Origin of the sequence: Massilia varians, assembly GCF_027923905.1 — a bacterium.
Taxonomy (GTDB): Bacteria; Pseudomonadota; Gammaproteobacteria; order Burkholderiales; family Burkholderiaceae_D; genus Telluria; species Telluria varians_B.
The window spans coordinates 2,078,649-2,099,919 of the sequence record NZ_AP026966.1 but is presented as its reverse complement, the minus strand read 5'-3'; the positions used below and the strand labels follow the sequence as shown (position 1 = coordinate 2,099,919).

The window sequence follows — 21,271 nt, the reverse complement described above, 5'->3', positions numbered from 1 at the left end:
CTACAAAGACGCTTACGCCTTTTTCGGCGGAGCCTTGCGGCCGAAGTAGTGGTTGTAAGCCATGCGGCGCGGGTTGTTGGTGTCCATGTCCCATTTCATCGCGCGCTCGGCAAAGGCGCGCATCGACGCCTCGACCTTCTTGAACAGCGGATTGTCGGCGCCCTTCCTGGCCACCACCTGGTCCCACACGGCCAGCTGCGCCTGCAGCACCGAGTCCGGGGTCTTGTAGAACTTGACCCCATTCTGGGACTGCATGCCGGCGTAGTCCTTGGAATAGCGGTCGACCGCCTTCCACGACATGTCGCTCGAGGCCGCCTCCACGGCGTTCTCGATGATCGCCTTCATCTTGGCCGGCAGCGCGTCATACCTGGTCTTGTTGAAGGTGACCTCGAACTGCTCGGAGCTCTGGTGGAAGCTTTGCAGCATGCAGACCTTGGACACGTCCGGAAAACCCAGCACCCGGTCCGAGCTGGCGTTGTTGAATTCGGCGCCGTCCAGCAGGCCGCGGTCCATGGCCGGGACGATCTCGCCGGCCGGCAGCGCGTTCACCGCTGCGCCCATGGCCGTGAACATGTCGATCGCCAGTCCGTTGGTGCGGAACTTCAGGCCCTTCAGGTCTTCGACCTTGCTGATCGGTTTCTTGAACCAGCCCAGCGGCTGGGTCGGCATCGGACCGGTGAGGAAGGAGACGACGTTGGCGCCGATGCTCTTGTACAGCTCGGCCAGCAGCGCCTTGCCGCCGCCATACTTGTGCCAGGCCAGCACCATGTTGGCGTCCATGCCGAAGGCCGGCCCCGAGGTCCACAGCGCGATGGCGCTCTGCTTGCCGTAGTTGTAGCCCATGACGCCGTGGCCGCCGTCCAGGGTGCCCTTGGAGACCGCATCGAGCAGGCCGAAGGCGGGCACGACGGCGCCGGCGGGCAGCACCTCGATTCTCAATTCGCCGCCGGTCATGTCGTTGACCTTCTTGGCGAAGTCGAGCGCGTATTCGTGGAAGATGTCCTTGCTGGGCCAGGTACTCTGGAAGCGCATCTGCTTTGGCGTTTGGGCGGTGGCGATCATCGGGACCGCGAGGGTGGTGCCGGCGGCGGCGGTGCCGAGGAACTTGCGGCGGGTGGATGCTGGCTTCTTTGAATCGTCGTTACGCTGCTTCATCGTCTGTCTCCTGTCTGGTTTTTTTACACGATTGAATCGCTACACGTACAACAGCTGGCTGATGGGCGGACTTCTCCTTCTGTAAATATCTGCATGCCGACTCGCAGCATGGGCTTGTTTCCTTACGGATTTCTACCACTTGGTTTACGAGGATCGGGCCGTTTTATTTTTCTGTCAAGCATCGCTGTTGTCGGGCCGCCGTCCGGATGCAACAGCGCTCCCCAGGACCACCCGGCTGCACAGTGTGCGCAAGGCGCGACGGGCCTGTGCGCCCTCAAGCCGACTACGCAATTGACGGGCTAGGATCAAAACGTTTGACTTACAACAGGAGGAGACCATGCATCCTGCGTGTGCCATGAGCATCTGCCTGCTGGACAGGACCAACCTGAACGAAAGCTACCAGCATTCGGTCCTGATATCGGCCCTGCGCAGCCTCGCCGCCCTCCAGGTGGTCGCCGCCCACCTCCGTGGAGAACTGTTCCCGAGCCTGAAAACCGTGGCCGACCCATCGCTCTGGTACCAGGGCCTGGCCTTCTTCACCGGGTTCTCGCACATCGCGGTCGTGATCTTCTTCCTGCTGAGCGGCTGGCTCGTGGGCGGTAGCCTGCTGAACAAACTCGGCGAGCCCAACTGCATGATCTCGTATGCGATCGACCGGCTGACCCGCATGTGGATCGTCCTGGTGCCGGCCTTCGTGCTCACGCTGGCGATCGGCACCATCACGCAGACGGTCGACCCGGGCCGGATCAGCTATGCGCCGGATAACGAATATTCGTGGAGCACGTTCTGGGGCAATCTGTTCGGCTTGCAGGGCATGGCGGTCCCCCGCTTCGGCGGCAATTTCTCGCTGTGGAGCCTGTCGAACGAGATGTGGTACTACGCCCTGTTTCCCCTGTTGCTGCTGCCGGCCATCGCGCAGCGGGGCATCACGAAGGTGGCCGGGCTGGCCGCCTGTGCCCTCATCGGCTACCTGCTGCTGTTCGACCTGATGCTGTATTTCCTGATCTGGCTGCTCGGTGTGCTGTTTTCGCGGATCCGCATTGAAATGGGGCGCGCCGCGCGCTTCCTGTTGATCGTCGTGATCCTTGGGCTGGCCGTCCATTTCCGCTTGAGCGGCAGTATCGGCACCCTGGTTGCGGCAACGTTCACGGAAGACCTGCTGTTCAGCGTGCTCTTCCTTTGCCTGCTGTCGAGCCTGCAGTTTCCCGCGGATCAGGCGCGCATGGGGAACCGCCTGGCGAAGCTTGCCGGACTGCTGGCGCCGTTTTCGTTCACGCTGTATGTGATCCACTATCCCCTGATTCACCTGGCCGAGTTCCTGCATGGCCCTAGCGGGACGCAGACCCTGTCGACGAGCGATCCTGCGTCCCTGATCGTCTACGCGGCGCTGTTCGTCGCGATCGTGGTGGTCGCCTACCTCTTTCACCTGCCGTTCGAGGCGCATACTTACCGGCTGCGGCGCTTCGTCAAGCGGATGGTGCTGGCGTCTGCGGGCGAGCCCTATTTCAGTCAAAGGTGACGGGCAAGCGGAGGACATTCTTCGCTCCTGCAGAGGAACGAAAAAGCCCCAACTTGTGGGGCTTTAGTTCAGTATGCTTGGCGGAAGCGGTGTCCGCCAATTTACGCCCTAAGTCATTGATTCATAAGACAACATTTCCTCTACATCCAGACTACCCACATTTCTACCCCCTTCGCAGTTATTCTTGACCGTACTCAGCAGTAGCGTTGACTTCTTGCAATCCGCCTTAGAGCAAGACGGGCAACAATGCCCCGTTACCGTATTCCATGAGGCATCTCATGCAAGAGCGCGCCCTTCTACGCGGCTGGATCGCTCGACGCAGCGTTGAGCGGCGCCGTCATGCCGACACCCCTGTCCGCGTTGTCAGCAGCGGTTGTAAACTGATACAGGCAGCGATTGAAAACTGATACACCATTTTGAGAAGATGGCCGCTTTGCGGAGCGGCCTTGAAATCCAAAGAGGTGTACGTGGAAATCCAACTCCTGAAGAAGCATGGGTTAAGCCTTCGGCAGATCGCCGCCGAGGTAGGCTGCGCAGTGAACACGGTGCGCCGGCATCTGGCCCTGGAGGCTGTGCCGAAGTACGAACGCAAAGTGAAGCGCAAGACGAAGCTGGCGCAATTCGAGCAGTACCTGAAGGATCGGCAGCAAGCTGCTCAGCCCGACGTGATACCGGCCACCGTGCTGTACCGCGAGATCGCCGCGCGCGGCTACGAGGGCGGCATGAGCCAGTTGCGCGCCTTCGTGCGCACCTTGCGCCCGGCGCCTCCGGCCGACCCGGTGGTGCGCTTCGAGACGGCGATGGGCGAGCAGCTGCAGGTGGACTGGGTTGAATTCCGCAAAGGCAGCGCGCCGTTACATGCGTTCTGCGCGACGCTCGGTTTTAGCCGGGCCAGCTACGTGGAGTTCGTCAGCAACATGAAGGTGGAAACCCTGATCGCCTGCCATGAGCGCGCTTTTGCGGCGTTTGGGGGCGTGACGCGGCGGGTCCTGTACGACAACATGAAAACAGTGGTGCTGGAGCGCGATGCGTACGGCGAAGGCGAGCACCGCTTCCACGCCGGCTTCCTGGACTTTGCCAGGCATAGCGGTTTCGTGATCAAGCTGTGCCAGCCGTACCGGGCCAAGACCAAGGGAAAAGTCGAACGCTTCAATGGCTACCTGCGCCGCTCGTTCTATGTGCCGCTGGCGAGCCGGCTGGCGCAAAGCGGCCAGAAGCTCGACGTCGTAACGGCCAATGTGGAAGTGGCCCACTGGCTGCGCGAGGTGGCCAATGCGCGCATCCACGGTACGACTGGCGAGCCACCAGCTGAAGCATTGAAGCGGGAAGTGGAGCATCTGCAAGCGCTGCCGGCACCGTGGCGTGCGGACATCGCGGCAGCCAGGCCGCAACCGACCGCCGCAGCACCTACGGTGCCGCGGCCGGCGGCAGTGGTGGAGCGGATCGCCCAGCCATCTCCAGTACAGCATCCGTTGCAGGTGTATGACGCGCTGCTGGTACGGGTAACGGAAGGAGTGGCGGCATGAACCTGCAGCACGAGCGTATCGCGGCGTTGTGCGAGAGCCTGAACCTGCCGTTCGTGGCCCAGGGCTACGGCGCTGCAACGCAGAAGGCAGCGAAGCAGGAAATGGCCTACAGCGACTTCCTGGAGGGCCTGCTGAGGGAGGAAGTCGCCGGGCGCAACGTGCGCAAGCAAAGCACGATGACCCGACTGGCAGGATTCCCAGCGGTGAAGACGCTGGACGAGTTTAACTATGACTTCGCCAAAGGCGTGAAACGCAGTCAGGTCGAGGAGCTGGCTGGCCTGGGCTTCGTTGAGCGACATGAGAACGTGGTGCTGGTCGGCCCCAGCGGCGTGGGCAAGACGCACCTGGCGATGGCACTCGGTTACAAGGCCACCCAGGCCGGCATCAAGACGCGCTTCACCACGGCGGCCGACCTGATGCTGGCGTTGACGACGGCGCATACCCAGAACAATTTGAAAGCGGTGATGCATCGCGCGATCAAAGCATACCGGCTCTTGATCATCGACGAGATCGGCTACTTGCCGATGAACCGGGAGCAGGCGAACCTGTTCTTCCAAGTGATCGCGGCCCTGTACGAACGCAGCAGCCTGATCGTGACCAGCAACCTGCCGTTTGGGCAATGGGACACGACCTTTGCGCAGGATACGACGCTGACCGCGGCCCTGCTCGATAGGCTACTGCACCATGCGCACATCGTGCCGATTGCCGGCGAAAGCTACCGGCTGAAGCACCAGCGACAGGCCGGGATGATGAGGGGGAATGATGTTGCAGAAATGGGCTGAACACGGACCGTGTTCGGCGACGGCGGTGTATCAGTTTTAAATCGCTGGCACGACGATATCTGTATCAGTTTTCAATCGCCGTTGACACGCGTTCTGGGGGCCGCCTTGTGCGCCTATGGTGAGCCTCTAGACAATGCGTTAGCGCAGCGGGGGACATGGGCGGCGCTATCCCTGCGGGTCCTCATGAAGCCCAACCGCAGCCGCAAGCTTCACAAACGCCAGAGCAGCCCAAGTAAGTAGTTCACCAACAGGAGACCTTTCATCATGGCAGTTGACGCATATTTGCAAATCGAGGGCATCAAAGGCGAGTCGATGGACGACAAGCACAAGGAATGGATCGAGTGCCTGGACGTGGATTTCGGCGTCGATCAACCACGCAGTCCAGTAGCTTCAACCGCTGGTGGTCACACGTCAGCCCGCGCCGAATTCGACGAGGTTCTGGTTTTCAAGCTCACGGACTTATCTACACCTGTCCTACTGCAACACTGTGCAATGGGCAAGACGATCCCGAAAGCGAAATTCGAATTCTTCCGCGCGGACGGCAGTGGGGAACGGGTTAAGTATTTCGAGATGGTGTTAGAGCACGTTTTGATCGGCTCGGTCAAACCGGGCCTGCAACCGAGCGGTGGCATGCAAGAGCACTTGCGCTTGAAATTCGCGAAAGTGACGTGGAAATACACCCAGCAGAAAATCAGCGGCGGCGCGGGTGGCAGTACCGCAGGCGGATGGGATCTGTCAACGAACAAGGTCGTTGCATAACCGAGCGATAGACGACAAACATGCTGGCGTCAGCAACCAGCGTCTCTTCGGCGCTCATGTTGTTCAGAACGCCGCAAAGAGGCATTACACTATTTTGTCTGGAGGCTGACGAATGTCGGACTTTTACAAATATTTCAAAGAAAACATGGACGCTCTCGGCGTGCCCGCGCCCGAGAGCCTCTATGGGAATTTGCAAACCGCTGTAGGAACGATAACGGTTCTGCTTGGCTTGATCGACAAGTTCGGCCGTAAGGTTACCTTAAAAGAACTTATTGGGGCCGGTACGAAGCTGGAAAAGCTCGGTGTGATTGCCGCTTGTTCAGCCGCCTTCTATGCCGGAGCAGTAATCGGCAGTCTTGCGGTTGCGACGGGGCGCTGTCTTGGGCGAGGCACATCGCTTGGAGACGCACTTGTGGAGGCTGCCAGATGGGGATTCAAGCGGCCATGGCTTGCTCCCGTACTAGAACGGTTACCCGGCATACATAACCCAAACGGTTCTTCCCCAACAAGTTTCAAACGTCATGGAGCGATTAGATGAGGGATTCACTCTCTCTCGTTGGGGCTGGCATTGTCGCCGCCTTCTTGGCGTGGGCCTTTTGGCATTACCTAGGAAGCCATGCCCCATGTGCACTCGCGACCATCGCCCTTGTTGCTGTAACGGCAGACAATGCCCGCCTTCGCCGAAAGTTACGCAACAAGGACGCGCCTAGCAAAACCGGGGACTAACGTGCTTCCCTGCGCTATCAGTGCACCACACCTTGGGCAGAGTATGTATTGAACGGCTTTATTCGCTTGCGGCTTTCAACAGGGCAGCCTGCTTGGCGATAGTGTAGCTTCGCAGGGTATGCACCGCCTCAACCTTGTTCGGCAACGTGTGCGCAAGCGACTGCTCGATAACCTCATGCGGGAAAGAGTTGGTAAGCGATTCCGAACACCAGTCACGGAAGGTTGAGCGAAAGCCGTGCACGCTGATATCTTCGCGCCCCATCCGACGCAGTACAGCGGTCAAAGTCATGTCCGATTGGGGGCTGTCAGCCTTCCGCCCCGGGAACACCAGCTCCCCTGTCCGTGGCATGCTGCCGAGCAGCGCCAGCGCAGCAGACGAGAGCGGGACGCGAAACTCTTGCTTACTCTTCATCCGGCTTGCTGGAACGGTCCAAACGCGCCGATCGAAGTCGATCTCGTCCCAGCGCGTACCGCGAACGCTGCCCGACCGGACCCCGGTTAAGATTAAAAATTCGAGGGCGCAAGCTGCCCTTCCGGGCCTTGTCCGTAGCTCTGCCATAAACGCGCCAATTTCCTGCCATGGCAAGGCTGGATGGTGTACTACCGGCGCTATCTTGTTCGGGTTGGCTAGCACGTTCTCAAGGTGGCCGCGCCAGCGTGCCGGGTTCTCGCCAGTGCGGTACTTGCTGACCGTTGCCCAGTCCAGGATATTTTCGATTCGGCCTCGCAGACGAGTCGCTGTTTCAGTCTTCGTCTGCCAGATCGGACTAAGCACTTTGACGACAAGCGGCGTGTCCACCTCCGCAACCGGCAAAGCGCCAATGATCGGGCTGGCATAGGTCGCAAGCGTGTTTTCCCACTGGCTCACGTGCTTGGGATTGCTCCAGCTTGCGCGATGGGCCGCAATGTACGCCGCCGCGCACTGGTCGAACGTCATCAGGCGTGCTCTATCGAGCGCCGCCGCCAACTTGGCTGACCGCTTCAACTCCAACGGGTCTTTCCCTTCGTGCAGGGCCAGGCGGCATTCCTTGGCTTTTGTGCGCGCCTCTGCTAGCGATACCGTGTGAAACGGCCCCAGCCCCATCTCTCGCTGCTTTCCGGCGATTGTGTAGCGGAATATCCAGCTTTTGGAGCCAGTGGGCGACACTTGCAGCCACAGCCCTGCTCCGTCGGCGTAGTAACCCGGCTTTGTCTTCTTGCTTACTTCAAGAGGTGATAATTTTTCGATCAGTCTTGCCACGAAATCCTACCCACATTCCTACCCACACGGAACAAGCGGATTTTAGCGTTTTCCGTTGGACAACGGTGGACGACTGTTGCGTGATTTCCCTATGAAGCCAGGGCAAATGAGGAATTAGAGGGACCGTATTTGACGACGAATTGGCGGAAGCGGTGAGATTCGAACTCACGAACGGGTTCCCCCGTCGGCAGTTTTCAAGACTGCTGCCTTCAACCACTCGGCCACGCTTCCTGTGAGGAACCGGCATTATACATAATTCACTAGTGCCGGGCAGTACATTCAAGCCACCAACAGCCAGTTCTCCCGCAGACAACGCTCGAAGTCCACAGCCGGCAGCGGCTTGCTGTACAGGTAACCCTGCACCTCGTCGCACCCCGAGGCGCGCAGGAAGGCCAGCTGCTCCAGCGTCTCCACCCCTTCCGCGATCACGCGCAAGCCCAATTGCTGCGCCATGCTGACGATGGTCCCCGCGATCGCGCAATCGCTCGGGTCGTCCGGGATGCCGAAGGTGAACGAGCGATCGATCTTGAGCGTATCGATCGGGAAGCGCTTCAGGTAGGACAGGCTCGAGTAGCCGGTGCCGAAATCGTCCAGCGACAGCGCCACGCCCAGCTGGTGGATGCGGTCCATGATCGCCGTCACCCGCTCGAAGTCGTGCATCAGCGTGCTCTCGGTGATCTCCAGCTCCAGCCACGAGGCATCGAGCTGGTAGCGTGCCAGGGTGTCGGCCACGCGGTCCGGGAGCGAAGACGTGAATTCGCGCGCCGAGACGTTCACCGCCAGGCGCAGCGGCGCCACGCCGGAACGCTGCCAGATCGCGGCCTGGGCGCAGGCCTGCTCCAGCACCCACTCCCCCACCTGCACGATCAGGCCGGTGCTCTCGGCCAGCGGAATGAATTCGCTCGGCGGCACGATGCCGCGGGTCGGGTGCACCCAGCGCACCAGCGCTTCGGCGCCGACGATGCGGTCGCTGCCGAGCTCGAACTTCGGCTGGTAGTACAGAATCAGCTCGCCGTTGCCCAGCGCCTGGCGCAGGCCGGATTCGATGCGCATGCGCTCCTGCATGCCCTGGTTCATGTCCTGGCTGTAGAAGGCGACGCTGCGGTCCGGATCGGCCTGGCCTTTCTTGGCCCGCTCCATCGCGATGTCCGCCAGTCCGAGCAGGGTCTCGGCCTCGCTGCCGTCCTGGGGATAGACGCTGATGCCGATGCTGGCGCCCACGCGCAGGTCGTGGCCGCCGATCAGGAAGGGCGCATCCAGGGCCGCCTGCAGCTTCTGCGCCACCGTGGTGGCTTCGAAGTGCTGGCGGATGTCGAACAGTCCCACCGCGAATTCGTCGCCGGACAGGCGCGCCACCACGTCTTCGTCGCGCAGGGTAGCGCGGAAGCGCTGGGCCGCCTGGCGCAGCAGTTCGTCGCCGATCTTCCTGCCCAGGGTGTCGTTGATGCGCTTGAAGCGGTTCAGGTCGATGAACAGCACGCAGCCGGCGGCCTCGTTGCGCTGCGCGACCATCAGGGCCTGGTCGACCAGGCGCGCGAACAGGGTGCGGTTCGGCAGGCCGGTGAGCTCGTCGTAGTAGGCCAGGTGGTGCAGCTGTTCCTCGGCCTGCTTGCGTTCCGTGATGTCGGTGAGGTAGGCGATCAGGCCGATCGGGCGCTCGGCCAGGTCGCGCAGCGGCGAGAGCGACAGGCTGGCCCAGAACACCTCGCCCGATTTCTTGCGGCGCCGTACTTCCATCATGCGCCCGCCCTGCTCCGCGAAGCTGTCGTGGAAGCCCTCGTCCTCGTCGGCGTAGAGGAACAGGATGTTGCGGCCGATCGCTTCCAGCGCGGTGTAGCCGAACAGCTCCTCGGCGCCGCGGTTCCAGCTGGTGATGTAGCCCATCTGGTCCATGGTCAGCACCGACTCGTGGATCTGGTCGAGGATCTGCGACTGGTGCGCGAGCTGGGCTTCCATCTGCGCGTAGGCGTGGGTCGAGCGCACCGCCAGCGAATGCACCTGCAGCAGGGAGGCCGTCAGGTGGGCCAGGCCGGCCAGCCGGCGCGCGTCGTCGCTGGTGTAGGCGTCGCGCCCCGCCACTTCGTAGACGCCGAACTGTTCCGACGCCCCCGCCACCACCTGGCGCAGCAGCTGGAAGCTGCCCTGCAGGCCCCCGACGCCGGCGCCGGGCAGGAAGCGCCCGACCGGGCTGCCCAGCAGCGCGGCCGCGATGCGGCCCAGTTCATCGTGGAGGGCGGCGCCGCGCAGGCGCAGGACGGCGTCGCCGGCGGCGCTCGTGGCGCCGATGAAGTCGAGCGATGCGTCGAGCGCGGCGAGCGCCTGCATGTCAGACATTGCGTCCCACCTGGATCGCCCAGTGATAGGCGTTCAACTGGCTGCTCCACCAGCCGGCGGGATCGATGCCCGCCGCCTCGAGGGCTTCAAGCGAAGGATGGGTTTCCGTCAGGCGCAGCCAGGCGCCGAGCCGGCCGCTGCGCTCCAGCAGCGCGCCCGATACGTGCTCCGGCAGGTTCAGGTCGGCGACGATCTCCGTCATGGGCATGTGCAGCAGCCGGTCGAGCAGCGAGAAGACGCCGGCCATGAAGGCCAGGTCGCAGTCGTCGCGTTCTGCCCCGGTCGCCTTGCACAGCGCTTCCAGCTGCGCGGCGCGGCGTGCCGCCAGCGGCAGCAGCAGGTTCGGCAGGCCGTCGGCCTGCTGGCGCGCGTACAGCAGCAGTTGCAGCCAGCGCTGCAGCTGGCGCCGGCCGAGCAGGTTGATGGCCTGGTTGAAGCTGGTGATCTGGGTGCTCACGGCAAACGCGGCCGAATTGACCAGCTTGAGCAGGTGATAGGACAGGGTCGGATCCTGCTTGAGCTGCTGCTCGAGTTCGCGCGAATCGGCGTCGCGCGACAACAGGCCGAGCAGGGTCAGGATGCGGCGGCGCGAGCTGCCGTCCGGCCGGTCGCCGCCGGCAAGCAGCGGGTCGTACGGGTAGTCGCCGCTGAACCAGTCGAAGCCGGCCATCTCGCTCTGGCTGAAACTGGCGGCGCTGTCGACGCGGCGCGCCAGGTGCGGGCCGAACAGCGCGGCCGGCCGCCCTGCCGGCATCGGATCGCGGGCGCAGTCGCGCGCGATCGTGCGCAGCGCCGGCGGCAGCGTGGCGCCGCTTGGCGGCGGGCCGTCGAGCCAGAGGCGGTAGCCGAGTCCGTGCAGTTCGGTGAGGCGGCGCCCGACGCCCTCGTCGAGCAGGGCCTGGGCGGCGATGACGAAGCCGATGCGGTTGGCCGGCATCAGGGCCAGCACGGGCGGGCTCAAGGCGGCGGGATGGTCGAGCATCAGGAGAGCGTCGAGCGGAGCGATCGCGGCCAGCAGGTCGGGCGTGCCGAACACGGCCTGCAGTCGCTGCGGCAGGTCCGCGCCGCCCTCGACCCGCAGGCAAAGCGCTACCCACTCGCTCTGCCCATTGGCGACCGGGTCGATTGCTACCAGCGGAAACGAGTAAGGGTCCGGCTCGGCCATGTTTATGCTTTCGATACTCAGGCTCTGGGTGATATTCGGTCAATCTTATTCGACGGATTATCAGAAAGCAACATCTTTTATTTCTTTGGAGATACTTTGTGTATCCCCTCAGACATAAGCGCGATTTTCGGCGTGCTGGACGGCAAAGCGGATCAGCTCGGCCTGCCCTTCGATGCCGAGCTTGCGCTTGATGTTCAGCCGGTGGGTCTCGACGGTGCGCACCGACAGTTCGAGCGCGCGGGCAATCTGCTTGTTCGATTCGCCGCCGGCGATATGCTCCAGGACTTGCTGCTCGCGCACGGTCAGGACGTCGTTTGACGCCGCCGGGCTGGCCAACTGGCGCGCCAGCGCGGCGCTGTAGTAGATGCCGCCGCCCATCACGGTGTCGATCGCCAGCACGATGTCCTTGCCGGGCGCGTCCTTGAGCACATAGCCCCGCGCGCCGGCCTGGATCGCCTGGGTGACGTATTCCGGCTTGTCGTGCATCGACAGGACCAGCACCGCCAGGCCGGGATGGTGCTGCAGCAGGCGCGCGGTGGCCTCGATGCCGCTGCCGCCCTTCATGTTCACGTCCATCAGCACCAGGTCGGGCCGGCAGGCGCCGGCCTGCGCGATGGCTTCCTGGCCGGATCCGGCCTCGCCCACCACGCGCAGGCGCGGCGCGGCTTCCAGGCGCGCGCGCAGCCCGTCGCGCACCAGGGGGTGGTCGTCCACCAGGAGGATCTTAATTTCCGACGCTTCGTTCATGTCTGCTCTTCCAAATCGATGCTGGCCTCCACGCGGGTGCCGAGCGGCGAGGAATCGATCGCCAGCCGGCCGCCGATCGCTTCCATCCTTTCCATCATGTTGCGCAGGCCGATGCCGCGCTGCGGGTGTCGGGCGATGTCGTGGGCGTCGAAGCCGCCGCCATCGTCGGCGATGCTGAGCGTCAGGCAGCGGCCGCGCCGCACCAGGCCCATCTCCACCCGGCGCGCGCCGGCATGGCGCTCGACGTTGGTGAGCGCCTCCTGGGCGATCCGAAACAGCACCGTGCCGGCCATTTCGGGCAGCGCGTCCACCGCCCCTTCGGCGCGGAAGCGCACCGGCATGCCGCTGTGGCGTCCGAACTCGCCGGCCAGGTGATCGAGCGCGGGCGCCAGGCCCAGGTCGTCCAGCAGCGCCGGGCGCAGGTCGTGCGAAATGCGGCGCACTTCGCACAGCACCTCCTTCACCTGCTCGACGGTGCGCTCGAGCGCGCCGCGCGCCTGCAACTGCTGGGCCGGGTCGCCGTCCAGGCGGATGATGCCCGCTTCCAGCTGCAGCTTGACCGAGACCAGCGCCTGGCTGATCCCGTCGTGCAGGTCGCGCGACAGGCGCGCGCGCTCGTCTTCCTGCGACTCGACCACGCGCTGGGCCAGCGCCTTGAGCTTGGCGTCGGCCACGCGCAACTCGCGCAGGTTGAGCACGACGCCCCCGCAGGCCACCGCGCTTGATGTCAACACGGCCAGGCCGGCGATCCACAGCAGGGTCTCGCCGATATTGCGCGACTGCTGGGCATCGACCTTGGCCAGCGCGGCCTCGACGTCGTCCAGGTAGATCCCGGTGCCCATCATCCAGCCCCAGTGCGCCACCGGCACCACGTAGCCGAGCTTGGGCGCCGGCCGATGCGAGGATGGCTTGGCCCAGGTATAGCGGTGAAAGCCTCCGCCGGCGCGGGCCCGTTCGATCAGGCGCTGGATGGTCGGTACACCGTCGGCGTCGACCCAGTTCCACATATCGGTGCCCACCAGCTCGGGCTGGCGCGGATGCATCAGGCTGCGGCCCTGCATGTCGTAGACGAAGAAATAGCCGTCGTCGCCGAAGCTCAAGGAAGCGAGGATGCGCTTGGCCTCTTCCAGGGTGGCAGGATCGTTGCGCCCGCTGCGCACCAGGTGGCCGATCGACTGCGTGGCCAGGGCCACGTAATGGCGCAACTCGGCTTCCTTGCTGGCCAGGTAGGCCTGCTGGATGGTGGCGCGCTGCTGGCGGGCCAGTTCGGCGCCCTGCTGGCGCACGAACAGGGCGATGGCGCACAGCGCCAGGATCAGCGGCCCGATCGCCAGCACGATGACCTTCTGCCTTAATTTCATCGGAGTTTTCCGTAGGGTGGGCGGCTGTGCCGCCCACGCGGTCAACAGGTGGAATCATCGTCCGCGGCATTTCTCCGCTAACTATCACCGCGTGGGCGGGGAACCCGCCCACCCTACGCTTGACTGATTTCCAGCACACATTTTAAGGGGGAAACGGAACGGCTGCCGGGGCCGCCCCGCTACGTAATACTACGTAGGCACTGCGTAATGGTGCGCTTGTGGCGCTGATATTGGTGCAACATACTCTCCGGTACGCTGTCCAAAAAACCGCCGGTCGACATCGTACGGGACCGGTGCAAGAAGTAGTCAAACATCCTCGGAGGAGCACCATGAAAAGCATGTCGAGCGCGCTCGGCTGGATCGCCCTGTCGATCCTGGGCGCATTTTCGCTCGGTTTCATCGCCGTCAAGCAAGGCGAGACCATCAACGCGATCTGGATCGTCGCAGCGGCAGTCTGCGTCTACCTGATCGCCTACCGTTTCTACAGCCGGTTCATCGCCTACAAGGCCCTGCAACTCGATCCCAAGCGCCAGACTCCCGCCTACAAGTACAACGACGGCCTGGACTATGTCCCGACCAACAAGTACGTCCTGTACGGCCACCACTTCGCCGCGATCGCCGGCGCCGGCCCGCTGGTGGGCCCGGTGCTGGCGGCCCAGATGGGCTACCTGCCGGGCATGATGTGGATCCTGGCCGGCGTCGTCTTCGCCGGCGCCGTCCAGGACTTCATCGTGCTGTTCATGTCCACCCGCCGCGACGGCCGTTCGCTCGGCGACCTGATCAAGTCCGAAATGGGCGAGATCCCGGGCCTGATCGCGCTGCTGGGCACCTTCATGATCATGGTCATCATCCTGGCGGTGCTGGCGCTGATCGTGGTGAAGGCGCTGACCCACTCGCCGTGGGGCAGCTTCACCGTGCTGGCGACGATCCCGATCGCGCTGTTCATGGGCCTGTACTCGCGCTACGCGCGCGTCGGCCGCATCGGCGAGGTTTCGATCATCGGCTTCGTGCTCCTGATGCTGGCCATCGTCGGCGGCCAGTGGGTGCACGATTCGCCGACCCTGGCGCCGATGTTCGACTTCACCGGCACCCAGCTGACCTGGATGCTGATCGGCTACGGCTTCGTCGCCTCGGTCATCCCGGTGTGGCTGCTGCTGGCGCCGCGTGACTACCTGTCCACCTTCCTGAAGATCGGCACCATCGTGGCGCTGGCGATCGGCATCGTGATCGTCGCTCCGGACCTGCGCATGCCGGCCGTGACCAAGTTCATCGACGGCAGCGGCCCGGTCTGGTCGGGCAACCTGTTCCCCTTCCTGTTCATCACCATCGCCTGCGGCGCGGTGTCGGGCTTCCACGCGCTGATCTCCTCGGGCACCACCCCGAAGATGATCGAGAACGAAACCCACGCCCGCTTCATCGGCTACGGCGGCATGCTGATGGAATCGTTCGTGGCAATCATGGCGCTGGTGGCAGCAAGCACCATCGACCCGGGCGTGTACTTTGCGATGAACAGCCCGGCCGCGGTGCTGGGCACCACCGCGCACTCGGCGGCCGCCGCGGTGTCGCAGATGGGCTTCGTGATCACCCCCGAAACGCTCGAGCAGATGGCCCGCGACGTCGGCGAGAACACCATCATCTCGCGCGCCGGCGGCGCCCCGACGCTGGCGGTGGGCATGGCCCACATCCTGTCGAACGTGGTGGGCGGCCAGGCCATGATGGCCTTCTGGTACCACTTCGCGATCCTGTTCGAGGCCCTGTTCATCCTGACCGCGGTGGACGCGGGCACCCGCGCCGGCCGCTTCATGCTGCAGGACCTGCTGGGCGCCTTTGCCCCCTCGCTCAAGCGCACCGAGTCGCTCCCGGCCAACCTGCTGGCCACCGGCCTGTGCGTGGCCGCCTGGGGCTACTTCCTGTACCAGGGCGTGGTCGATCCGCTGGGCGGCATCAATACCCTGTGGCCGCTGTTCGGCATCGCCAACCAGATGCTGGCCGGTATCGCGCTGATGCTGGGCACCTGCGTGCTGTACAAGATGAAGCGTGCCCAGTACGCCTGGATCACCGTGGTGCCGACCCTGTGGCTGCTGGCCTGCACCCTGACCGCCGGCTGGCAGAAGATCTTTGCCGCCGATCCGAAGGTCGGGTTCCTGGCCCACGCCGACAAGTTCCAGGCCGCGCACGACGCCGGCACGGTGCTGGCGCCGGCCAAGACCATCGAGCAGATGGAGCGCATCATCTTCAACGACTACGTCAACGCGACGCTGTCGGGCTTCTTCATGTTCGTGGTGCTGGCGGTGCTGGTGTATGGCGTGCGCACCGTCATGGCTGCCCGCGCGAGCAACAGCCCGACCGCACAGGAGACCCCGTACGTCGCGATGCCTGCTCCACAGGTGCCATGATGTTCGGCGCTTTGCTGGAAGCAGGCAAGGAAGCAGGCAAGTACCTCGGGCAGAGCATGCGCCTGATGGTCGGCCTGCCCGAGTACGACACCTACCTGGCGCACATGGAACGTACCCATCCGGACCAGACGCCGATGACTTATGAGGAGTTCTTCCGCGAGCGCCAGGAAGCACGCTACGGCGGCAAGCGGGCCACCTGCTGCTGAAGACGGCTTGATGCATCACACATGGACCCCACGGGGTCCATCGGGGGACGCCGCGGCGTCCCTCTGTTGTTTCAGCGGCCCGCGATGTCGTCAATGCGGTCAAGCTTGTCGCTGATTGGCACATGCCTCGTGCTTGTGCCCTACGTATATTGACCTCCGTCAACGCTACCCCATCTCCTTGAACGTATATTTTTTTCTTGCGGGAATTTGCATTCCGCAAGGAAGCCCTGCGTCGTCCGGCGCCGGGCTGTTCCGACGTGCCTGCGGGATCAGAATGCCGAACTTCGAGCGCTCCAGCCTGAACCAGAAGCTGACCATCATCTCGCTGCTCTCGACCGCGACCGCACTGCTGTTCGTGTTCGCAGCCTTTGCCGCGACCTCGGTGGCGAACCACCGCAAGGAAGCGGCGATACAGCTGCGGACCTTCGCCCAGGTCATCGCGGCCAGCAGCGCCGACTACCTGCTGCTGCGCGACAAAGCGCGGGCCCGCAATGCACTCGGCGCACTGGCGGCCAAGAGCGACATCGCTTCCGCCATCCTGTACGACCGCGACGGCAAGCCCTTCGCGCAGTACCTGGCGGCCAGCGACAGTCCCGCCGAGGACCTGGCCGCGCCCGAGGCCCTGGACGGGACCGATGCCGACGCCCTGGCCGCCGCCAATGCCAAAGCCCAGGTCCTGCTGTCGCGCCGCATGCGCCTGTACCAGCCGGTGACGGCGGGCGAATTGCAGGTGGGCGTGGTCATGATCGAGACCGACCTTGTCGCGACCTGGATCGACATCCTCGCCGGGCTGGCGGTGATGGGCCTGGCGATGCTGGTGTCGCTGGTGGTCGCGGTGGCCATGGCCGGCCGCTTCAAGCGCAGCATCGCCGATCCGGTGACGAAACTGATCCTGGCCGCGCAGAAGGTCTCCACCAGCCAGAACTACAGCCTGCGCATCGCGCACCAGCGCACCGATGAACTGGGTCAGCTGATCGACAGCTTCAATACCATGATGGCCCAGATCGAGGACCGCGGCGCCGCCCTGCTGCACCACCGCGACGAGCTGGAACGCCAGGTCGGCGTACGCACCGAGCAGCTGGAAAAGGCCAAGAATGCGGCCGAGGCGGCCAGCCGCGCCAAGAGCGCTTTCCTGGCCACCATGAGCCACGAAATCCGCACGCCCATGAACGGCGTGCTGGGAATGACCGAGATGCTGCTGGCGACGCCGCTCACCGAGGCCCAGCGCAACTACACCACCCTGGTCAAGCGCTCGGGCGAGCACCTCCTGGTGATCATCAACGACATCCTCGACTTCTCCAAGATCGAGGCCGGCAAGCTGACCATCGAGTACATCAATTTCAACCTGTGGGACCTGCTGGACGACATCCACAACGTGTATACCCCCCAGGCGGCGGGCAAGGGCATCGGCTTCGATTTCGACATCGCCAACGACATCCCGGTGGCGATCTGCGGCGACCCGAACCGGCTGCGCCAGATCATGGCGAACCTGCTCGGCAACGCCATCAAGTTCACCGACGAAGGCCGCATCCTGGCGCGGGTGCGCGTGGCCGGCGAAGACACCCAGTCGGTGATGCTGCGCTTCGAAGTGCACGACACCGGCATCGGCATCTCGCGTGAAGCGCGGGCGCGCCTGTTCGAGGCCTTCTCGCAGGCCGACGATTCGACCACGCGCCGCTACGGCGGCACCGGCCTGGGCCTGGCGATCTCGAAGCAGCTGGTGGAGCTGATGGGCGGCGCCATCGGCGTCGACAACGCGCCCACGCGCGGCTCGATCTTCTGGTTCACGGTCAGCTTCGACAAGCGCCGCGTGGATCCCGATGCGCCCGGCCACCGCCAGCACACGCTGGAGGGGCTGCGCGTGCTGGTCGTGGACGAACAGGAGGAAAGCCGCGAAGACCTGGCCCAGCAGCTGCGCGCCTGGCATGCGGCCGCCGACGGCGCCGCCAGCGCGGCCGCCGGCTACGAGCGCCTGCTGAGTGCGGCCAGAAGCGGCCGCCCCTACGACGCCGCCGTCATCGACATGGAGATGACCCATACCAGCGGCCTGGCGCTGGCAGCCTCGATCAAGGCCGATGCCGGCGCGCGCGCCACCCACATCGTGCTGGTCAGCCCCGAGCGCCTGGCGGCCGATCCGGTCCAGCGGCGCGCCGCCGGCGTCGCCTACCAGCTGGTCAAGCCGGCGCGCGCGGCCGACATGGTCGCCTGCCTGGCCGCCTGCGCGGCGCGCCTGCACGCGCCCGGCGCCGGCGCGCCAGGCCCGATGCCGGCCGCGGCTGCCCCTGCGGCGGCGCCGGCCAGGCCGGCAGCTGCGCCGGCCACGCCACGCCCGGCGCAGCGCGCGCGCGCGCGGCGCGTCCTGCTGGCGGAGGACAACCCGGTCAACGTCGAAGTGGCGAAGGCAATGCTGGAAAGCCTGGGCATCGAAGCGACCTGCGCCCGCAATGGCCAGGAAGCGCTGCAGGCGGTACGCGCCGGCGGCTTCGATGCGGTGTTGATGGATTGCCAGATGCCGGTGATGGACGGCTTCGCGGCCACCGCCGCGATCCGCCGCCACGAACGCGAAGCGGGCCGCGCACGCACCCTGCCGGTCATCGCGATCACCGCCAACGCGCTGCAGGGCGACCGCGAGGCCTGCCTGGCCGCCGGCATGGACGACTACCTCTCGAAACCCTTCACCCAGCAGCAGCTGGCGGCGGTGCTCGGCCGATGGGTCGGAATGCCGCTGGCGGCCACCAGCCACCATCTGGATGCGCCGCCGCGCCTGCCGAAGGAAGCGGTGGAGGTGATCCAGCGCGAGTCGGTCAACCGGATCGCGCTCGACAACATCCGGGCGCTCAGCCGCGAAGGCGGCGATCTGCTGGTGCAAAAGGTGATCGCCGCCTACGTGGGCGACACGCCGCGCCACCTGGCGACGCTGCGCGATGCGGTCGAGGGCATGGATTCCGGCAGCGTGCGGCGCGTCGCCCACAGCCTGAAATCGGCCAGCGCCAACATCGGCGCCGCGCGCCTGGCGATGCTGTGCAGGGAACTCGAACAGCTCGGGCGCGCCGACACGGTCGATGGCGCGGACCGCATCCTCACCGACATGGAACACGAGTTCCAGACCGTGCGCCATTCGCTCCACGCCATGCTTGAAAAGGAAACCTAGAATGCCTTCCTCTCCACCGAAGCGCGGAACGGTCCTGGTCGCCGACGACGACCCGGTCATGCGCATGCTGATGCTCGAGATGCTGGCCCAGGTCAGGCTGGACGCGATCGAGGCGGCCGACGGCGCGGCGGCGGTCGAGCTGGCGCTCGCACGCACGCCCGACCTGATCCTGATGGACGTCGAGATGCCGCGCATGGACGGTTTCGCCGCCTGCGAGGCGATCCGCGCCGCCGAAGTCGGATCGGCGTCCGAGGGCAATAGCGTGCCGATCGTGATGGTCACCGGCGGCGACGACCTGGAGGCGGTCACGCGCGCCTACGAGGCCGGCGCCACCGACTTCGTGTCCAAGCCGATCAACTGGCCGATCCTCGGCCACCGCGTGCTCTACGTGCTGCGCGCCAGCGACGCCATCGCCCGGCTGCGCATCGCCGACGCCCAGAACCGGGCGGTGCTGGCCGCCATCCCAGACACCTTCTTCCGCCTCGACCGCGACGGCTTCTACCTCGACTACGAGCCGGGCCACGAGCGGCCGGGCCACGAGCGGCCGGGCCACGAGCGTCCGGGCCGGGGCCGGCCGGGACGCAGGCAGGCCGCGCCGCAGCCCTGCATCGGCAAGCACATCACCGACGTGCTGCCGCCCGCCATTGCGGCGCGCATGCTGGAACAGATGCGCACCGTGCTGGCCAGCCGCCAGGTGCGCTCGGTCGAGTACGAGCTCGAACATTGCGGCGAGGTCCAGCACTTCGAGGCGCGGCTGGTCGCCACCAGCGACGCGCAGGTGCTCGGCCTGGTGCGCGACATCAGCGAACGCAAGCGCGCCGAAGAGCAGATCCGGCGCCTGGCCTACTGCGACAGCCTGACCGGCATCCCGAACCGCCAGGCCTTCCTGGAGACGCTGGAACGCGAGCTGCAGCGCTCGAAGATCGGCAACAAGAAGTTCGCGGTGCTGTTCATGGACCTCGACGCCTTCAAGCGCATCAACGACACGCTGGGCCACAATGCCGGCGACCAGCTGCTCAAGATGGTGTCCGAGCGCCTGCGCGAGACCACCCGGCCCAGCGACCTGGTGTCGCGCGGGGATGGCTCGAGCGGCGACAAGACCGAGCACACCACCAATCTGGCGCGCCTGGGCGGCGACGAGTTCACCATCCTGATCCCTGACCTGGAGCGGGTCGAGCACGCGCTGAACGTGGCGCATCGCGTGAAGGAGGCGATGCGGCGCCCCTTTCTGATCGAGGGCAACGAGATTTTCGTGACCGCCAGCATCGGCATCTCGCTGTTCCCGGAAGACGGCGACGATTGTGGCTCGCTGCTCAAGTTCGCCGACACTGCGATGTACCACGCCAAGAACTGCGGCAAGAACAACGCGAAGCTGTACAGCTCCTCGCTGACCATGCAGATCATGAGCCACGTGAAGCTCGAGGTCGGATTGCGCCGCGCGCTGCAGAACGACGAACTGTACCTGGTGTACCAGCCGCAGCGCGACGTGCGCACTTCCGAGATCGTCGGGGTCGAGGCGCTGGTGCGCTGGCGCCACCCGGAGCGCGGGCTGGTGCCGCCGACCGAGTTCATCCCGCTGGCCGAAGAGACCGGCCTGATCGTGCCGATCGGCGAATGGGTGCTGCGCACCGCCTGCCGCCAGGCGAGAATCTGGCAGCGCCACGCCCAGCGCATGATCCGCATGGCGGTCAACCTCTCGGCCAGGCAGTTCAAGGACGAGAACCTGTCGCAGATGGTGCACTCGGCCCTGCTCGACGCCGGGCTGGAACCGCGCCTGCTGGAGCTCGAGCTCACCGAGGGCACGCTGATGGACGACGCGCGCGCCACCCTCGTCACGCTGGAACAGCTGCGCGGCATCGGCGTGTACCTGTCGATCGACGACTTCGGCACCGGCTACTCGTCGATGAACTACCTGAAGCGTTTCGACGTGCGCGCGCTGAAGATCGACCGCAGCTTCATCAACGGCCTGCCGCAGGATTCGGAGAACGCGGCCATCACCCGCGCCATCATCGCGATGGCCCACGGGCTCAAGATGGTGGTGGTGGCCGAGGGCGTCGAGACCGGGGAACAGCTGCTGCTGCTCGAGCAGTATGGCTGCGACATGGTGCAGGGATACTTCCTGGGGCATCCGTCGAGCGCGGAGACGATCACCGGGATGCTGCAGGCGCCGCTGTTGCTACCGTCTAAGTAGAGGTGATCTGGTC

Annotated in this window: 15 protein-coding genes and 1 tRNA gene; 9 read left to right on the top strand and 7 right to left on the bottom strand. The window is 64.9% G+C overall.

All coding sequences use genetic code 11. The annotated features are described in order from the left end of the window. Positions 1 to 12: 12 nt before the first annotated feature. A complete protein-coding gene (locus tag MasN3_RS09550) occupies positions 13 to 1,155 on the bottom strand; it encodes a TRAP transporter substrate-binding protein (protein ID WP_281913772.1) in 1,143 nt (380 codons plus the stop codon). Positions 1,156 to 1,492: 337 nt separating this feature from the next. Between MasN3_RS09550 and MasN3_RS09545 the strand changes: the two genes are divergently transcribed. The 5 genes from MasN3_RS09545 to MasN3_RS09525 all read left to right on the top strand — a co-directional run bounded on the left by MasN3_RS09545 (position 1,493) and on the right by MasN3_RS09525 (position 6,279). Continuing rightward, complete coding sequence (locus tag MasN3_RS09545) at positions 1,493 to 2,674, top strand: acyltransferase family protein (RefSeq protein ID WP_281913771.1); 1,182 nt, start codon at positions 1,493 to 1,495, stop codon at positions 2,672 to 2,674. Positions 2,675 to 3,120: 446 nt separating this feature from the next. Next, positions 3,121 to 4,200 carry an IS21 family transposase gene (gene istA, locus MasN3_RS09540; RefSeq protein ID WP_281907819.1) on the top strand — a complete coding sequence of 360 codons (1,080 nt, stop codon included), beginning with the start codon at positions 3,121 to 3,123 and terminating at the stop codon, positions 4,198 to 4,200. Then, positions 4,197 to 4,982 carry an IS21-like element helper ATPase IstB gene (gene istB, locus MasN3_RS09535; RefSeq protein ID WP_281907820.1) on the top strand — a complete coding sequence of 262 codons (786 nt, stop codon included), beginning with the start codon at positions 4,197 to 4,199 and terminating at the stop codon, positions 4,980 to 4,982. Before istA ends, istB begins: the two co-directional genes overlap by 4 nt. 264 nt (positions 4,983 to 5,246) lie before the next feature. Continuing rightward, positions 5,247 to 5,741, top strand: coding sequence for an Hcp family type VI secretion system effector (locus MasN3_RS09530; RefSeq protein ID WP_281913769.1), 495 nt, complete (start codon positions 5,247 to 5,249; stop codon positions 5,739 to 5,741). Positions 5,742 to 5,853: 112 nt separating this feature from the next. Beyond that, positions 5,854 to 6,279 carry a hypothetical protein gene (locus MasN3_RS09525; protein WP_281913768.1) on the top strand — a complete coding sequence of 142 codons (426 nt, stop codon included), beginning with the start codon at positions 5,854 to 5,856 and terminating at the stop codon, positions 6,277 to 6,279. A gap of 246 nt (positions 6,280 to 6,525) precedes the next feature. On the opposite strand, the gene MasN3_RS09520 is transcribed toward MasN3_RS09525, so the two are convergent. The 6 genes from MasN3_RS09520 to MasN3_RS09495 form a co-directional block, all read right to left on the bottom strand. Next, complete coding sequence (locus MasN3_RS09520; protein WP_281913767.1) at positions 6,526 to 7,707, bottom strand: tyrosine-type recombinase/integrase; 1,182 nt, start codon at positions 7,705 to 7,707, stop codon at positions 6,526 to 6,528. A gap of 141 nt (positions 7,708 to 7,848) precedes the next feature. Continuing rightward, positions 7,849 to 7,938, bottom strand: a tRNA-Ser gene (locus MasN3_RS09515). A 48-nt stretch (positions 7,939 to 7,986) separates the two neighbouring features. After that, positions 7,987 to 10,032 carry a putative bifunctional diguanylate cyclase/phosphodiesterase gene (locus MasN3_RS09510; protein WP_370662353.1) on the bottom strand — a complete coding sequence of 682 codons (2,046 nt, stop codon included), beginning with the start codon at positions 10,030 to 10,032 and terminating at the stop codon, positions 7,987 to 7,989. Between the two features lies 1 nt (position 10,033). Continuing rightward, positions 10,034 to 11,206 carry an EAL and HDOD domain-containing protein gene (locus MasN3_RS09505; RefSeq protein WP_281913765.1) on the bottom strand — a complete coding sequence of 391 codons (1,173 nt, stop codon included), beginning with the start codon at positions 11,204 to 11,206 and terminating at the stop codon, positions 10,034 to 10,036. A gap of 108 nt (positions 11,207 to 11,314) precedes the next feature. Further along, on the bottom strand, positions 11,315 to 11,953 hold the full coding sequence (locus MasN3_RS09500; RefSeq protein WP_281913764.1) for a response regulator transcription factor: 639 nt from the start codon (positions 11,951 to 11,953) through the stop codon (positions 11,315 to 11,317). Beyond that, positions 11,950 to 13,314 carry a cache domain-containing protein gene (locus tag MasN3_RS09495; protein ID WP_281913762.1) on the bottom strand — a complete coding sequence of 455 codons (1,365 nt, stop codon included), beginning with the start codon at positions 13,312 to 13,314 and terminating at the stop codon, positions 11,950 to 11,952. Before MasN3_RS09495 ends, MasN3_RS09500 begins: the two co-directional genes overlap by 4 nt. 329 nt (positions 13,315 to 13,643) lie before the next feature. Between MasN3_RS09495 and MasN3_RS09490 the strand changes: the two genes are divergently transcribed. From MasN3_RS09490 to MasN3_RS09475, 4 genes are all read left to right on the top strand, one after another. Beyond that, positions 13,644 to 15,710 (top strand): carbon starvation CstA family protein, encoded by a 2,067-nt coding sequence (locus MasN3_RS09490; RefSeq protein ID WP_281913761.1) that lies wholly within the window; start codon positions 13,644 to 13,646, stop codon positions 15,708 to 15,710. After that, positions 15,710 to 15,916, top strand: a complete 207-nt coding sequence (locus MasN3_RS09485; RefSeq protein ID WP_152571087.1) for a YbdD/YjiX family protein — start codon at positions 15,710 to 15,712, stop codon at positions 15,914 to 15,916. The genes MasN3_RS09490 and MasN3_RS09485 overlap by 1 nt, the downstream gene beginning before the upstream one ends. A gap of 274 nt (positions 15,917 to 16,190) precedes the next feature. Continuing rightward, positions 16,191 to 19,067, top strand: coding sequence for a hybrid sensor histidine kinase/response regulator (locus MasN3_RS09480; protein ID WP_281913760.1), 2,877 nt, complete (start codon positions 16,191 to 16,193; stop codon positions 19,065 to 19,067). 1 nt (position 19,068) lies between these two features. Continuing rightward, positions 19,069 to 21,258: a putative bifunctional diguanylate cyclase/phosphodiesterase gene (locus MasN3_RS09475; RefSeq protein ID WP_281913759.1), complete on the top strand. Its 2,190-nt coding sequence runs from the start codon at positions 19,069 to 19,071 to the stop codon at positions 21,256 to 21,258. Positions 21,259 to 21,271 lie beyond the last annotated feature (13 nt).

What these genes read in the sequence shown, in the direction of transcription:
- MasN3_RS09550 (WP_281913772.1), bottom strand. Translation starts at nt 1,155, where the DNA reads ATGAAGCAGCGTAACGACGATTCAAAGAAGCCAGCATCCACCCGCCGC.
- MasN3_RS09545 (WP_281913771.1), top strand. Translation starts at nt 1,493, where the DNA reads ATGCATCCTGCGTGTGCCATGAGCATCTGCCTGCTGGACAGGACCAAC.
- istB (WP_281907820.1), top strand. Translation starts at nt 4,197, where the DNA reads ATGAACCTGCAGCACGAGCGTATCGCGGCGTTGTGCGAGAGCCTGAAC.
- MasN3_RS09530 (WP_281913769.1), top strand. Translation starts at nt 5,247, where the DNA reads ATGGCAGTTGACGCATATTTGCAAATCGAGGGCATCAAAGGCGAGTCG.
- MasN3_RS09525 (WP_281913768.1), top strand. Translation starts at nt 5,854, where the DNA reads ATGTCGGACTTTTACAAATATTTCAAAGAAAACATGGACGCTCTCGGC.
- MasN3_RS09510 (WP_370662353.1), bottom strand. Translation starts at nt 10,032, where the DNA reads ATGCAGGCGCTCGCCGCGCTCGACGCATCGCTCGACTTCATCGGCGCC.
- MasN3_RS09505 (WP_281913765.1), bottom strand. Translation starts at nt 11,206, where the DNA reads ATGGCCGAGCCGGACCCTTACTCGTTTCCGCTGGTAGCAATCGACCCG.
- MasN3_RS09500 (WP_281913764.1), bottom strand. Translation starts at nt 11,953, where the DNA reads ATGAACGAAGCGTCGGAAATTAAGATCCTCCTGGTGGACGACCACCCC.
- MasN3_RS09495 (WP_281913762.1), bottom strand. Translation starts at nt 13,314, where the DNA reads ATGAAATTAAGGCAGAAGGTCATCGTGCTGGCGATCGGGCCGCTGATC.
- MasN3_RS09490 (WP_281913761.1), top strand. Translation starts at nt 13,644, where the DNA reads ATGAAAAGCATGTCGAGCGCGCTCGGCTGGATCGCCCTGTCGATCCTG.
- MasN3_RS09485 (WP_152571087.1), top strand. Translation starts at nt 15,710, where the DNA reads ATGTTCGGCGCTTTGCTGGAAGCAGGCAAGGAAGCAGGCAAGTACCTC.
- MasN3_RS09480 (WP_281913760.1), top strand. Translation starts at nt 16,191, where the DNA reads ATGCCGAACTTCGAGCGCTCCAGCCTGAACCAGAAGCTGACCATCATC.
- MasN3_RS09475 (WP_281913759.1), top strand. Translation starts at nt 19,069, where the DNA reads ATGCCTTCCTCTCCACCGAAGCGCGGAACGGTCCTGGTCGCCGACGAC.